13 protein-coding genes, 3 tRNA genes and 1 pseudogene are annotated in these 15167 nt (G+C 29.9%); 9 read left to right on the top strand and 8 right to left on the bottom strand.

Annotated features, from left to right (window positions below; all coding sequences use genetic code 4):
- The first annotated feature begins 56 nt into the window (after positions 1–56).
- The 6 genes from secA (at position 57) to ACM0IS_RS03385 (ending at position 7258) form a co-directional block, all read left to right on the top strand.
- Positions 57–3638: a preprotein translocase subunit SecA gene (gene secA / locus ACM0IS_RS03410; RefSeq protein WP_416756105.1), complete on the top strand. Its 3582-nt coding sequence runs from the start codon at positions 57–59 to the stop codon at positions 3636–3638.
- 191 nt (positions 3639–3829) lie between these two features.
- Positions 3830–5449, top strand: a complete 1620-nt coding sequence (locus tag ACM0IS_RS03405) for an ABC-F family ATP-binding cassette domain-containing protein (RefSeq protein ID WP_416756104.1) — start codon at positions 3830–3832, stop codon at positions 5447–5449.
- Between the two features lie 2 nt (positions 5450–5451).
- Positions 5452–6132 (top strand): 16S rRNA (uracil(1498)-N(3))-methyltransferase, encoded by a 681-nt coding sequence (locus ACM0IS_RS03400; protein ID WP_416756103.1) that lies wholly within the window; start codon positions 5452–5454, stop codon positions 6130–6132.
- Positions 6133–6285: 153 nt separating this feature from the next.
- Complete coding sequence (gene rplM / locus ACM0IS_RS03395) at positions 6286–6720, top strand: 50S ribosomal protein L13 (protein ID WP_416738470.1); 435 nt, start codon at positions 6286–6288, stop codon at positions 6718–6720.
- Positions 6721–6722: 2 nt separating this feature from the next.
- On the top strand, positions 6723–7121 hold the full coding sequence (gene rpsI / locus ACM0IS_RS03390; RefSeq protein WP_416738469.1) for a 30S ribosomal protein S9: 399 nt from the start codon (positions 6723–6725) through the stop codon (positions 7119–7121).
- Between the two features lie 60 nt (positions 7122–7181).
- Positions 7182–7258, top strand: a tRNA-Ile gene (locus ACM0IS_RS03385).
- Between the two features lie 426 nt (positions 7259–7684).
- Here ACM0IS_RS03385 and ACM0IS_RS03380 read toward each other — a convergent pair.
- The 6 genes and pseudogenes from ACM0IS_RS03380 to ACM0IS_RS03355 all read right to left on the bottom strand — a co-directional run bounded on the left by ACM0IS_RS03380 (position 7685) and on the right by ACM0IS_RS03355 (position 10614).
- Positions 7685–8275 (bottom strand): IS30 family transposase, encoded by a 591-nt coding sequence (locus ACM0IS_RS03380; protein WP_416755906.1) that lies wholly within the window; start codon positions 8273–8275, stop codon positions 7685–7687.
- Positions 8170–8889, bottom strand: a complete 720-nt coding sequence (locus tag ACM0IS_RS03375) for a hypothetical protein (RefSeq protein WP_416756102.1) — start codon at positions 8887–8889, stop codon at positions 8170–8172. The genes ACM0IS_RS03380 and ACM0IS_RS03375 overlap by 106 nt, the downstream gene beginning before the upstream one ends.
- A gap of 155 nt (positions 8890–9044) precedes the next feature.
- Positions 9045–9644, bottom strand: a complete 600-nt coding sequence (locus tag ACM0IS_RS03370) for an IS256 family transposase (RefSeq protein ID WP_416756101.1) — start codon at positions 9642–9644, stop codon at positions 9045–9047.
- Positions 9544–9911, bottom strand: a pseudogene (locus tag ACM0IS_RS03365) (transposase). The gene ACM0IS_RS03370 and the pseudogene ACM0IS_RS03365 overlap by 101 nt, the downstream one beginning before the upstream one ends.
- Positions 9912–9933: 22 nt before the next feature.
- On the bottom strand, positions 9934–10356 hold the full coding sequence (locus ACM0IS_RS03360; RefSeq protein ID WP_416756100.1) for a transposase: 423 nt from the start codon (positions 10354–10356) through the stop codon (positions 9934–9936).
- Positions 10357–10455: 99 nt separating this feature from the next.
- The gene (locus tag ACM0IS_RS03355) at positions 10456–10614 is read right to left on the bottom strand and encodes a hypothetical protein (RefSeq protein ID WP_416756099.1); all 159 of its coding nucleotides are present in this window, start codon (positions 10612–10614) and stop codon (positions 10456–10458) included.
- Positions 10615–10813: 199 nt separating this feature from the next.
- Here ACM0IS_RS03355 and ACM0IS_RS03350 point away from each other — a divergent pair, with 199 nt between their 5' ends.
- On the top strand, positions 10814–11815 hold the full coding sequence (locus ACM0IS_RS03350; RefSeq protein ID WP_416756097.1) for a DDE-type integrase/transposase/recombinase: 1002 nt from the start codon (positions 10814–10816) through the stop codon (positions 11813–11815).
- 295 nt (positions 11816–12110) lie between these two features.
- Here ACM0IS_RS03350 and ACM0IS_RS03345 read toward each other — a convergent pair.
- Positions 12111–12186 (bottom strand) — tRNA-Lys (locus ACM0IS_RS03345).
- A 6-nt stretch (positions 12187–12192) separates the two neighbouring features.
- Positions 12193–12278, bottom strand: a tRNA-Leu gene (locus tag ACM0IS_RS03340).
- 96 nt (positions 12279–12374) lie between these two features.
- Between ACM0IS_RS03340 and ACM0IS_RS03335 the strand changes: the two genes are divergently transcribed.
- Both ACM0IS_RS03335 and ACM0IS_RS03330 read left to right on the top strand, forming a co-directional pair.
- Positions 12375–12929, top strand: a complete 555-nt coding sequence (locus ACM0IS_RS03335) for an inorganic diphosphatase (RefSeq protein ID WP_416741641.1) — start codon at positions 12375–12377, stop codon at positions 12927–12929.
- A gap of 302 nt (positions 12930–13231) precedes the next feature.
- The gene (locus ACM0IS_RS03330) at positions 13232–14683 is read left to right on the top strand and encodes a BMP family ABC transporter substrate-binding protein (RefSeq protein ID WP_416756096.1); all 1452 of its coding nucleotides are present in this window, start codon (positions 13232–13234) and stop codon (positions 14681–14683) included.
- Positions 14684–15167 lie beyond the last annotated feature (484 nt).

Here is a 15167-nt window from a genome sequence, read left to right as displayed (position 1 = left end):
TCTAATAGTTAATAATTCACTTTATTTAAATAAAAAGTCAGTATAATTTAAACATTATGAGTAATTTAAATAAATTTTTCGATCTTAAGACTGCAGAAATGCGTATTGCTGAGAAAGCTCTTAAAAAGATCAATCAATTAGAACCTATTGTTGAGAAATTTACTGACCAAGAATTGAAAGAAAAGACTCAATTCTTCAAGGACTTATTAGCTAAAGGTTATAGCTTAGATGATATTAGAAATGATGCTTTCGCAGTAGCTCGTGAAGCAACTAAAAGAGTACTAGGGAAACGTCCTTATGATGTTCAAATTCTAGGTGGATTACTTTTAGATTTAGGATCAGTTGCAGAAATGAAAACAGGAGAAGGGAAAACTATTACTTCTATTGCTCCTGTATATCTAAATGCTTTGCTAGGCAAAGGGGCTATTGTTTCAACAGTTAATGAATATCTATCAGAACGTGATGCTATTGAAATGGGACAAGTATTTAACTTTTTAGGCCTAACAGTTGGTATTAATAAAGCGCAAATGAACCCATTTGATAAACGTAATGCTTATGCTGCTGATATTACTTATTCAGTACACTCTGAACTAGGTTTTGACTATCTAAGAGATAACATGGTTAAGGATGGAAGTGAAAAAGTTCAAAGAGGTTTACAATTCTGCTTAATTGATGAAGTAGATTCAATTTTAATTGATGAAGCAAAAACGCCTTTAATTATTTCTGGAGGAGATGCTGAAGATACTTCTTCATACTTTGCAGCAGACCAATTTGTTCGTACATTAAATAAAAATGACTATTTAATTGATGAAGAATCTAAGGCAGTTACTTTAACACATGCTGGTATTGAAAAGGCTAATAAGTTTTACCACACACCTAATTTTTATAACATTGAAAATTCAGAAACTGTGCACCTTGTGCAAAATGCTCTTAGAGCTCACAAGATCATGAGAATTGATGTTGAATATATTGTGCGTGAAGGAAAAATTGAACTAGTTGACGCCTTTACTGGTCGTATTATGGATGGACGTAGTTATTCAGAAGGGCTACAACAAGCTATTCAAGCGAAAGAAATGGTTGAAATTGAGCCAGAAACTAAAACATTGGCAACTATTACATATCAAAACTTCTTTAGAATGTTTAAAAAGCTTTGTGGAATGACAGGAACAGGTAAAACTGAAGAACAAGAATTCATTGATATCTATAACATGCGGGTAAATGTTGTTCCGACTAATAAGCCAATAGCTAGAGTTGATGAACCTGATGCAATTTTTGCTACAGCAGAAGATAAATGAAATGCTGTGGTAGAAAAAATTATTGAGTTATATCGAAAAGGACAACCAGTTTTAGTTGGTACTGCTCAAATTGAAGATTCAGAAATTGTTCACAAAATGCTAATAAATCGTGGTATTCCGCATACAGTGCTTAATGCTAAGCAAAATGCTTCAGAAGCTGAAATTATTTCACATGCTGGTGAAGTTGCTTCGGTAACAATCGCAACAAACATGGCTGGACGTGGAACTGACATTAAGCCTTCTGCTGAAGCACTTGCACGTGGTGGATTATATGTGCTTGGAACTGACAAAGCTGAATCAAGAAGAATTGATAACCAATTAAGAGGACGTTCTGGACGTCAAGGAGATGTTGGTACAAGTAAATTCTTTGTTTCTATTGATGATCAATTGATGCAAAGATTTGCCAACTATGAAAGCTTTAAAGAAGCCTATGCAGATTCAAAAGGCAAAGAAGTAACTAATAAACAATTACGTTTTGCCTTTAATCATGCGCAAAAGAAAATCGAAGGATTTAACTACGACTCACGTAAATCTGTTTTAAATTACGATGATGTTATTAGACAACAACGTGATTTAATCTATGCTCAAAGAGATTTAATCCTATATAGTAGAGATATTGTCTTTATTGTGCAAAGAATGATTGCTTCTTCAGCTCGTAGCATTGTTCGTAGAGGTGAATACAGATTGCACAATAATACTTATAATTACGCTGCACTAGTAAGCTTCTTAAATGAAAATATCGGAAGTTTAATTAAATTCCACTTTGATTTAGGAGAAATTTCTAAAGTTCATGAAAGTGATTTACCTGAATATATTGCTAATATTGTGCTCACAGTTTATGAACAATGACAAGAAAATGCATTTGAAAATGCTAGTCAAGATGAAATTTTAAGTTTATTAAAAGAAACTATTTTACAAACGCTAGATGAAAAATGACAAGCTCACATTAACAAAATGGATAAATTACGTTCAAATGTTAACTTAGTTCAATATTCACAAAAGAACCCTTACCAAATTTATACTGAAGAAGGAACTAAAGCTTTTGATGCAATGATTGATGATATTGCTTATGGTGTACTATTAAGAATTTTTTCAAATAGAATTGGAATGAAATCATTAATTACTAAAGAAATGCGTGCTGATAGTGTTTTTCAACAAATCTTATCAACTATGCCAATGGACCCGTATCGTTCAATTGAGGATCAAGAACGTACTTTAATTGATATTTATAATTCAATTAAACGTAGACTTGAAGAAATTGAACAAGAAAAAGCTATGCAACTAGCCAAAATGGATCAAGCCTTGCAAGAAGCTAATACAACATTTGTACCTGAAGAAAACACACCGAGCTTTTTAGAAGAAAATTATCAAAATAATCAAGCTCAAAATAATGCTAATAATTCAAATATTGAGTTAAATAGCATAAATACAAAAAAGAATAATTTTACAGAGAAAAACAAGGAAAAACCATATAATTTATATATGGAAAACTCAATAACAAGGGACAACCAACACAGAGTACTTCGTGCTCATACGTTATATCCTGTGAGAAGATTCCCAAGTAGACCAAGAAAATTTATCATTCAATATGTTTCATTACCCACATATGAAGAAGTAGATTTAGAAGAAATGGAGAATAACATGAAAAGATGCCTTAGATGTTCTAGAAATTTTAGAAACTGTAAACACGTAAGACAATGAAAATTAACTGCTGAAGAATTTGAAGAATTTAACAAAATTCCAGTTGTGGAAGAAGTAGCAGAAGAAATAATTATTGAAAAAATTAAACACAAAGAACCTGTAGTTATTGAAGAATTAGTAGTTGTTGCTAAAAAATGTCATTGTGATGACAAATGTCAATGTCCTTCAAAAGAAGAATGTAAATGTGCTAAAGAAGTACAACAAGATATCCAAGCAACTGAAGCAATGGAACAAGTAGTTGAAGAAGTTGCTAAAGAAGATGACAGCAATTTTGAAACAATGGAAACTAGAGAAGAAAATGTTATGCAACCAGTTGGTGGAGCATGCTGTGGCGGAAACTGTAAAGCTAATGCAAATGCTAATTTAGTTAAACGTCACGTTGATGAAAAGAAATCAACTTCAGCTATTTTAGCTTACCAAGAAAGAATGCAAGAATTAGATTCTGAAAACATTGCAAAAAGAATTAATGAAATTGAAGCAGCTAGAGCAGCAGCAAATGATGAGATTGCTCAAGAATGTGCACAAGAAGAATGTGCATGTGATAATGTTGCTGGTCAAAACGAAGAATGCAACTGCTACACATTACACAATGTTGCCTTAGAATATGTTGACTACTTTGTGGAATTAAAAAATAGATTATAAAATTAAAATTCACCTAGCCTAGTATAGGTGAATTTTATTATCTCTTTTAGTATTATGGTGTATAATACTATAGAGCCGACATCGAGTGTAATAACTTTGATGCCAATCGCCTTCATTAGAAGGTTTTTTTAATATTTTTATAAATTTAAAATTACACTATAATATAGCAATTAATAATATAAGGAGACTAAATGATTGAAGTTCAAAATTTAAGTAAGATTTTTAGTGATAAAAAGTTATTTGAAAATGTTAATTTAAAGTTTACTGAAGGTAATACTTATGGAATAATTGGAGCCAATGGTGCTGGAAAATCTACATTTTTAAAGATAATTGCAGGTCAAATGGAAGCTTCTGGTGGAAATATTGTAATTGAAAAGAATAAACGTATTTCAGTTCTTTCTCAAGATCATAATGCTTACGATGACATGAATGTAACTGAAGTAGTTATCATGGGAAATACAGATTTATACCAAATTAAAGAAGAAAAAGATGCTATTTACATGAATCCTGATGCAACTGATAAAGATTATGAACGTGCAGCAGATTTAGAAGAAAAATTTGGAATTTTAGGTGGATGAACTGCCGAAAATGATGCGCAAGAATTACTAGCTAACTTACATATACCTAAAGAAAAATGAGAAGTACCAATGCGTGAATTAACAGCTAATCAAAAAATTAAGGTACTTTTAGCTAAAGCATTATTTGGTAATCCAGATATCTTAATTATGGACGAACCAACTAACCACCTTGATTTAAGAAGTATCAGATGACTTGAAAACTTTTTAATTGACTATCCAAATGTTGTTATAGTTGTATCCCACGATAGTGACTTTTTAGATGCTATCTGTACTCACATTGTGGATATTGATTATAATGAAGCTAAAATTTATACAGGTAACTATAGCTTTTGAAAGGAATCATCAGAATTAGCTCGTGAAATGATGAAACAATCAAACTTGAAAAAAGAAGCTCAAATTGAAAAACTAAAAGACTTTATTGCTCGTTTTAGTGCTAATGCTTCAAAATCGCGTCAAGCTACTTCACGTAAGAAGGCGCTTGAAAAAATTTCACTTGATGAAATTAAACCTTCTAACCGTAAATATCCATATGTTCGTTGAGAAATGAACCGTGATCATGGAAAACAAATTTTAAATGTAGAAGATTTAACTTATGTAAATGATAAAGGCGAAACAATTTTTGAAAAAGTCTCATTCTCATTAAAACCAGGTGAAAAAATGGTTATTGTTGGAGAAGATGACATTGCTAAAACAAAATTCTTAGAATGCTTACTTGGTATTACTAAGCCAACTAGTGGAACAGTTGAATGGGGACAAACAATTACTCCTTCATACTTTCCAAATGAAAACTCAAAATATTTTGATACCGATGAAAATATTTTAGAATGAATTTCAAAATGACCTTTAGAAAATAAAGAAAAAGAAAACCGTGAAAACGATGATGCGCGTATGCGTGGATTTTTAGGACGTATGTTATTCAATAATGACTCTGTCTTTAAAAAAGTTAGAGTAACTAGTGGGGGAGAAAAAGCTAGATTAATGTTCTCTCGGATGATGTTACTTGAATCAAACTTTATAATATTAGACCAACCTTTAGATCACTTGGATGCTGAATCAATTGACTCAGTTATTGAAGGTGTTAAAAACTTCAAAGGTGGAGCAATCTTTACTACATATAATAGAGCCTTTGTTAACCAATGTGCTGATGTAATTTTAGAACTTCAATCACCTAAGAAAAGCTTTATTTTCAGAGGAAGTCTGGAAGATTACGAAGCTATCATGAATGAGGAATAAGTATGAATCGATTCTTTGTAACTAAACAAAGTGAAAATGGATTTGACTTAGATCCAGAAATCATTAAACATATAAAGGTAATTAGAGCACAAGATAAACCTTTTATATGTGTTTATCAAAACGAATTTTATCAATGCTTTCTTGAAGGTAATCAAGCTAAAATTCAATTTAAGCTAGAACAAAATCATGAATTAAAACATGAGGTAATTTTAGCTATTAGTGTTATAAAACTAGATCGCTTTGAGTGAGCACTGCAAAAAGCCACTGAACTAGGAGTTACCAAAATCATTCCAATGCTAACTCAATATACCCAACATGATTTAGTAAAATACAATAAATTTGAAAGTAAATATGATCGCTTCCAAACAATTTTACAAAATGCAGCTGAGCAAAGCTTTCGTAATAAAATTCCACAGTTAGCACCTTTAACAAAATTTGAAGATGTAATCAAAACTAATGGAATTACTAAATATATCGCACATGAAAAAATTGCTACTTCAGTTGCATTGCCTCAGCCAATTGATCAAGATGTACTCTTTTTAGTTGGCCCAGAAGGTGGCTTTAGTGAAGAGGAAATTGCTTTAGCTCAACAATACCAAGTTAGCCCAGTTTCACTAGGAAGTCGTATTTTAAGAGCTGAAACAGCTGCTATTTATTTATTAAGCCAAATAAAAATTCAATAAATAAATTAAAAAGATATAAAAAGCCTTATTTTTAAGCAAAAATAGATAATTAAAAAATATTAGTTTATTAGGTTTTGTGTGTTATAATTAATAAGCAATTTAAAAAATTAACCGAAACCTAAATAAATTTATAGTTAACGTAGGAGGATTAGCATGAGACAAACTACAATAGTAAATACTCAACAAGCTAACAAAAAATGATATGTTGTTGATGCTGAAGGACAAGTACTTGGTCGTTTAGCTGCACAAGTAGCATCAGTATTAAGAGGAAAAAACAAACCAACATTTACACCTAATGCAGATATGGGTGACAACGTAATTATTATCAACGCTGAAAAAGTTGTTTTATCAGGTAATAAAGAAGAAGATAAGATTTACTACTCACACTCAGGATACCCTGGTGGACTTAAATCTATCACAGCTGCTAAATTAAGAGTTAAAAGACCTACAGCTATTATTGAAAAAGCTGTTAGCGGTATGCTTCCACACACAAAGTTAGGAAACAAACAACGTAGAAACTTATTCGTTTACGCTGGACCAGATCACAAACACGCAGCTCAAAATCCAGAAAGATTAGAGGTTAAATAATTATGGCTAATAACAATGTAATGTACCGTGGTTTAGGAAGAAGAAAATCATCAGTTGCTCGTGTAAGACTTACACCAGGAACAGGAAAATTCACAATCAACAACCGTGATGCTAGAGATTACTTAACATCTGATATCTACTTAAAAGATGCCAACCAACCATTTGTTTTAACAGAAACATTTGGAACATTTGATGTTAGTGTAAACGTAACTGGTGGGGGACTTAGCGGACAAGCTGGAGCAATTAGATTAGGAATCGCTCGTGCTTTATTAGAAGCTAACGTAGATTACCGTGCTGCTCTTAAAGCTGCAGGAATGCTTACAAGAGATGCTCGTGCTAAAGAACGTAAAAAACCAGGTTTACGTGCTGCACGTCGTGCAAGACAATTCTCAAAACGTTAATAAACTTAATAATTTTTGTATGCATAATAATATTTTATGGTATAATATGCATACATATTCGCGAGCGTAGCTCAGCTGGTTAGAGCACACGACTGATAATCGTGAGGTCGATGGTTCGAGTCCATTCGTTCGCACCATTTCAAGAAATTGACCAATCACTTCTTACTCTTGTAGTAAGAAGTTTTTTGTTGCTTTTTTATATGTGCTTAATTTGCAATTAGCAACAATTAAATATATTCCAGCATTTTTAAAACAGGAGCAGATGTTTTATATCTACAATAAATTACTTTTTATTAACATAAAAAACAGATACTATAAATAATTTTGTGTAAATTTGTAAAGATAAGTTTTATAATTCTTATGGTATACAAATTATACATAATTTATTAAATGTTTTTAAACCCACAATGTTTGTATTATAAATTAAAAATATGATTTTCCACTAAAGGTCTAATTTTGATTGTAAAACCAATGTTGTTTTAATTTTAAAGGTTTTTTATAAAAAAAGCAGTAGAAAAGGCACCTCACCCATAAAAATTTGATGAGGTTATTTTAAAAGTTTGCTATTTTTTAACAATATGTTGAATAAAATTCATATGCACTCATGCGCACAGTGTATAAACTACCCGGAATTTTATATTCTCTTTTGAGCTATTGATAATATGGCAAATGTTCATTATGTTTTGATCATTTATTCAGGAATAATATTTTCCTTTTGGAATAAACTTTCGTAATTCTTTGTGTCAACATTCAATTCCACCTTTTTGATACGAAGAATAAGGGTCACAAGTATAGATTTTTCCTATTCCTGGAATTGTGTGCAATAATGTGTTTTCAGAGCCATTATCTATTGTTAATGTCTTAATTGTAAGACCATAAAGTTTAATGATTTTTTGGACAGTTTTAACAACTGATTGAGCATCTCTTTTTGAAAGCATCGCATATCCTAATCTTGATTTTCTTTCATAAACAGTTACTAAAATAAGTTTGCTAGACTTATTAAACACAACTGTATCCATTTCGTAATGTCCAGCTTCTTCGCGGTTGTTTATGCTTTCATCTCTATTATGAATAGAAGTTGCGCCTTGAATTTTTGACTTTGTGTATTTTCGTTTTTTCTTCTTTTGAGATTTGTCAAATGATGAATTGCTCATTCCTTTTTACCCACAAACATACTGAAGTCGATATCTAATTTAGTGTCTATTGCATTATAAAATGTCTTTAGTGTAGGGATAAACACATTTTGACCTTTATATTTCTTGGTATATTCATCTAATAAACGAGCTGCTGATACTTGCATGGTATATTTAATATTTTCACCAAGATCCATATCAGGATTTTCTTTTCTTAATTTTTTGTATTTCTTTCTTAAATTACTTCACTCAATCAAAAAGTCTTGTATTGGTTTTAATCTTTCACAACTTTTCATTACATTTGACTCATAAATATTCTGAGCTAATGCAATTTTTGTATAAGTTCATTCTTCTAGCGATAAATATGTAACAGTCATCATCTTTGATTTACATCTCTTACATTTTGCTGTTGTTGTATATTTGTATTCTTCAGCAGCGTTTTCGATGTTACTTTTGATTGTTTTAATATTTATATTCATCACTTTAGAGATTTCAATTAAGCTATTGTATCTCTGTAAGTTATCAAACAAACAAGATAAGTTACTTAATTGGAAATAATTAGTGTTTTGCTTTCTAGCTTTGTTAAGTTCATTGTCAAGTTTAGTCTTTAATGTTTTATCCTTGTAAGGTCTCAAAATAAAATGTTCGCATTTTGTAATTTGTTTTTTGTGTTATCAAAATTGTCTATTCTTATTTCTGTTTCAACACAAATTATATTTTTCTTGTGCATTTTAGTTGCAGTTATCATATAATTAAATTGGTTCCTTTCTTTTGTTTTTGTACACTAATTTTACAACAGGAACCAAAAAGATGACAGCTCCACTTTACCTTTAGTGGAATGTCATCTTTTAATTTTACAATGTTTGTATTGAGAATTCTTAAAATTGTACTCTTCAAACATTGCAACAAGTATTTTCTCCGCAGCTTCTACTGTGGAGAATTGTTTTTTACCCTTTAATTGTCTTTTTATTTGTGAATTTAATGCTTCTATTAAGTTAGTCGTATATATTGATTTTCGTATTGCATAAGGAAAAGAATAGAACGCAAATAAATCATCCGCAATTTTAAGGAGTCCTCTTGTAATGTTTGGGTATTTCTTGTTTCACTTATTTAAAAATGAATTGAATTTTTGAATAGCTTGTTCTTCATCGGTTTGATTGTAAATTAATTTTAAGTCTTGGATAATTTCAAAATTATCTGATGGTTTCACTTTTGTAGATATATTTCGAGATATATGCGTTCAACATCTTTGAAATTTAGTAGATGGAAAGTTTTTGAAGATTACATCTTTAATTCCAGCTAATCCATCAGTAACAAAAAGTTCGACGTTCTCAACACCACGATTCTTTATATCTTGAAGTATTTCATCTCAGCTTGTTTGCACTTTCATTAGGATTAATATCAAAAGCTAGTACCTCTTTATTTCCTTCAAGGCTTATACCAAGTGCTATATAAACAGCTTCTTTGCTATATGTACCACGTTTAATGCTCAAAAATGTTGCATCCAAGTAGACAACTTTATATTCTTTTTAAGTTGTCTTTTCTTAAATTCTTCAACATTTACCAAAAATTTATCAGTTATATTTGTTATAGATTGTTTAGATAACTGCTTTCCAAATAAATCAGTTGTGACATCGATAATATCTGAATAATCCATTCCCTTTTAAATAAAATTTTGACTAATTTTGTCACTTCTTCTTGTGTTCTTTGATATTTTTAATTAGTTTATTATTGAAATCCCCATTTCTATCTCTAGGAATATTTATTTCAATTTCTCCGATTTCTAATAATAATTTTCTTGTGTAGTACCCATTTCTATAATTATCAGTATCTGCTCTTTTGTATTTCTCATATTTAAGAAATTCAGTTAATCCATCTTTTAATAGTTCGTTTAATATATGTTGAATATCGTTTTTGTATTGTTCAAGCATTAGTTTCATAAAGTCATCAATACTATTTATACTTTTAGAAAAGTTTTTAATAAAATCTTGGTTTAATAGTTTAAAATTATTCATAGATAAGTTCCTTTCTTGTTCAAAAAAATTATAAGGTAACTTATCTTTTCTTTTTACCCTTTTTTGGGTAATTTTAAATTTACACAAGATTTTGGATAGTATCAAAAAACACATTCCTTTACTTCTTGGAATGTGCTAAAAATTTTCTCCTAATATATGTATTTTTGAAGAAGTTTACACTCATGCTTAACTATTTTCTCTGCTTTCTACAATAACAACATATTCACAAAAGTTGCTATCATAAATTACAGAAGCAACTCTCCAGCCGGCTCTTCCTCATCTACATAACTCTCATTCTAAATCGCTTTTAGAACGCACTGTCATGATTTTATATTCATATTTCATAGTCATCTCCTCTTATAAAATTATATTACATTCTTATATGATTGATTTTTTTATAAATATTGTAAGTTGAACAGTGAAATTCCCACTTTTTAGAGAATTTGAAGTTATTTATTTAATGATCTTTAATTGCTCTTTTGTGGTGATATATTAGGAGAAAATTTTAAGACACATTCCAAATTAAGAAAGGAATGTGTTTTTTATGTCAAGAAAACAATTCACTGTAGAACAAAAATTAAAATATATTAATCTTGCTTTAATTAAAGGAATCGAGTATGCTCAAATAGAATTTGTTGAAGAATTTTGAGAAGAATGATATAAAGACGTATACACTTCATATGCCAGAAGAAAACGTAATGTTAATCCTTATCGATATGCATACAAATATATCAAATATTGAATTAACATATATAATACTGATATGACAAAATTAGAATCTCAAACCGGAAAATCTCCTAAAAAAGGGAAAGCATCAGGTAGACCACCTAAACGTAGAAGCATTAATGAATTCGATGATCATGATAGAAATTTATATCAAGAAATTATGGAAGAAATATTAGAGGAAAATGGTATTAATCCAAATGTAATCATCCAAAAGATAAAAGAAAGAAAGCAAAAAAATCAATCATTTCATAACAATAAAATAGCAGCCGAGGTATTTCGCGTAAACAGAACATCTATTTACAGCACATATGAAAAAGCAGAAAAAATAGATAGAAGAAATCAATATTTAGATGATACTGTTATTGATTGGCTAAAAACGCAAATCGAATTATCAAATAATGTTATTGGAAGAGATAAACTTTTTCACAAATACATCTATGAGACAGGGCATAAAATTTCAACTTATGCTTTTAGAATTAATTTTGATTCTTTGGGCTATAAATCAAATGCATATAAAAATAGAAGAAAAGGTAAACCACCAAAGGAAGAAAAATATGATAGAGTTTGGGCTCCGGATTTGATTAAAGGAAATTTCGTTTCAAGTTATTTTGGAGAAGTTTTACACGCAGATATTAAATATGTGGAAGTAAATGGTGTTTGACATTATTTACATGTGATTACTGAAACTTATTCTGGTGCGATACTTGGTTGAACATTATCTATTGATAGAACTGCACAAGCAAGTATAAATTTATTGCAGGCATGCATCGATAAATATAATATAAAACCAAGTGTTTTTCACTCCGATCATAGTATCTAATATGCAAACAAAATGTTTTCAAATTTTTTAAAGTCTCTTAATATAGCTCAATCAATGTCTCCAAAGGGCAATTCATTAAGAAATAGGCCATCATAATTCTTATTTTCAATATTTCAAAGAGAACTTTTTGACTTTTATAATACATCCAATTTAGAATATAAAACACCATATGATATTTCTAATCATATGGCGATATGTGTCTAAAATTTTTATCCTAATATATCTTTTGTATTTTTGATTGTTTATTTTTAAATAAAAAAGCTTCTTTTCAGAAGCTTCGGTCAATTTCTTGAAATGGTACGCCCTAGAGGATTCGAACCTCTGACCCAATGGTTAAAAGCCATTTGCTCTACCTGCTGAGCTAAGGGCGCAGATATTGGTGCCCAGGACTGGACTTGAACCAGCACGGTATTGCTACCGAGGGATTTTAAGTCCCTTGTGTCTACCATTCCACCACCTGGGCAACGTGTTTTTGCTTGTTGCTTAAGTATTATAACATAAGATTTTTTTTTCAAACATTTTTTTTAATTTTTTTTATTCAATATGTTACTATATAGATATGCAAAAAGAAATCCAAGTAAAAATTGAAATTCAAAAGAATTCAAGAATTAAATACGAATACAACAGAAAAACTAAACAAATTGAAGTAGACAGAATACTAAGAGGAGATTTTGTTTACCCATGTAATTATGGTTTTGTTCCTAATGCATTAGACTGAGATGGAGATGAACTTGATGTTTTACTTTACTCAGAAGAAACATTCATGCCCGGAGTATCTTTAAACGCAAGAATTATTGGAGCTATGAAAATGATTGATGATGGTGAAACAGATACTAAATTAATTGCTGTTCACGCAGATGATTATAGACTTGATCACATTCAATCATTAAAAGACCTTCCTTTACCATTCTTAGACACAGTGAAAACATTCTTCTCAACATATAAAAATTGAAAACGTGAAGGTATAACTTCAGTTGATGGATTTGAAGATGTAACATGAGCTATGGCTGAATACGATGAATGTGTTGAACTAATGAATAAATACGGAGACATGGATAAAAAAGACTTTATTAAACTAATGCAAGAAAAACACCCAGAAAAATATCAATTTTAATCACCTATAAGCCCTATATTTAGGGCTTTTTCTTTAATTTAGATACTTTATTCTTAAAAAAATAATTTTTTAAGCATTTTTATTTTTTGTATATAAATAATAAAAATATTATTTATGCCCTAAAAATGGGGGAAAAAGTTAACTTTTATTTTAATTATAAAAATGTGGAACAGAAATAAACTTATTTCCATATTTCCTTTTAGGGGCTTCTAATTCTATATAATAATAATGAACAAATTAGTACTAATGAAAAATATGATTTGTTCGAAGAAATTAATTAATTAATTATATATCGGAGAATTATGAAAAAAATTAAATCATTATTAATAGCATTTGCTGGAATTTCAGTTACTACATTGCCTATTGTTGCAGGTGCATGTAATGGAGATAAAACAGCAGAAAAAACAACTCCAGGAACATCAAATCCAGGAACATCAAATCCAGGAACATCAAATCCAGGAACATCAAATCCAGGAACATCAAATCCAGGAACAGAAACAACAGGTAAACAACCTAAATATATAACACCAGAAAATCGTGTTACAAAAGGTGTAATTCAATTAAATAACCAATTAGCAGATAAAATTAAAAGTCTTAAATCTATCCCTTCAATTGCATTCGTTACAGAATCAGGTGGAATTTTAGACCAATCATTTAATCAATCAGGATGAGAAGGGGTTTTAGACTTAAGTGACCAATTTAAGGCTGCAGGAAAGACATTGACAGCTACACCTATTGAACCAGTACCTGGAGGTAATTTAGAAGACCAATACAACGCATTATTGGATAGTAAAACACAAATTTGAGTTTTATCAGGTTATGCACATGGTGACGTTTTACCAAACTTTATTAACCAAAACTCAGACAAATTAATTAAAAATAATGTTAAGATTATTGGACTAGATTATGCTATAAACCCTAACAAAATCAAAGTTCCATTTAAAGATCTATATACAATTACATATAAAGTTCAAGGACCTTCATATGTTGTTGGGCAAGCAATAGCTGACTACTTAAACAAGTACTCAACAGATAATAAAACAACAACAACATTTGGTGGTGGTGATTATGATGGGGTTACAGCATTCATGAATGGATATGTAAAAGGAATCTATTCATATGATAAAGCACACGCAAATGCTAAAATTAAAGTTTTAACATCAGGTTCAAATGGTAAATTAGAAATTGACTCTGGATTTGAATCAGATCCTAAAATGAATTCAGCAATTACTCAAGCTGTTGCAACAAAAGCTAAAGTTATTTTACCTGTTGCAGGTACAGCTACAGCTATCCTAAAAACACAATTAGAACAATCTAACACTCAAGGAACAGTTATTATCGGGGTTGATGCTGACCAATCAAAAGCATTCCCGTCAGCTCAAGGATTATTTATTACATCAATCACAAAGAATTTAGGACAATCAGTTTATGATTCTCTTCTATACACAATTTTTGGAATAAATAATTCAGCTAAAACATTTAATGCTTCAGCTAAAACAGTACAAACATTATCTGGAACACTTGAAAATAACTGAGTAGGATATGCACAAAGTACATTATCAAACAAAGAACAAAGAGACTATGTAAATAAACAATTAGATGCATACAAAGCACAATTATTGGGTGCAAATAAAACAATACAAGATTATGTATACACAGATAGCACAATGCCTGGCCAAGCAGCACAAGGCAATGTTAATGGTGTAAATGTAGCAGACAAAGTTGTTGAACTAATTAATGCATTAGTAAAATAGTTATTTGTCGAAAAGAAAAGTCAATGACTTTTCTTTTTTATTTTAATTTTCTTACTTAAAGTGCTTTATAAAATGAAGAAATGTAGGATAAGTTTAATTTTGTCACCTATTGACAAGTTCAGAAATAGTAAAATATAAGTTAAATTTATTAAAAATAAATATTACTTTATATTTCAGGATAATGCTTTGAAACTGTCAAAAAGTTCATGCATTGTCTTTTTTATTTCTTCATCATCATGTTGAAATTATGAAATAATTCATTAATTTTGTCAATCTATTTTTTGAATGGCATTAAAAAATAATTTACTCTTTTATAAAGATCTTTAATCTATTCAACTCTCGGTATTGAAATATTTAATTCTTTGATAGTGTTCATATTCCAACTTCAGATAGATAGATTCCAGTTGACTCCTTAGTACAATATCTTTTGCTTAGATATTTAAAATAGTATTCCATCAGATGAATGACTTAATTTAACATTTGA

The organism is Mycoplasma aquilae ATCC BAA-1896, from assembly GCF_048074525.1.
GTDB classification, from domain to species: Bacteria; Bacillota_I; Bacilli_A; order Mycoplasmatales; family Metamycoplasmataceae; genus Mycoplasmopsis; species Mycoplasmopsis aquilae.
Note: the sequence above shows the minus strand (reverse complement) of the source record. Positions and strands in the feature narration are given on the sequence as shown.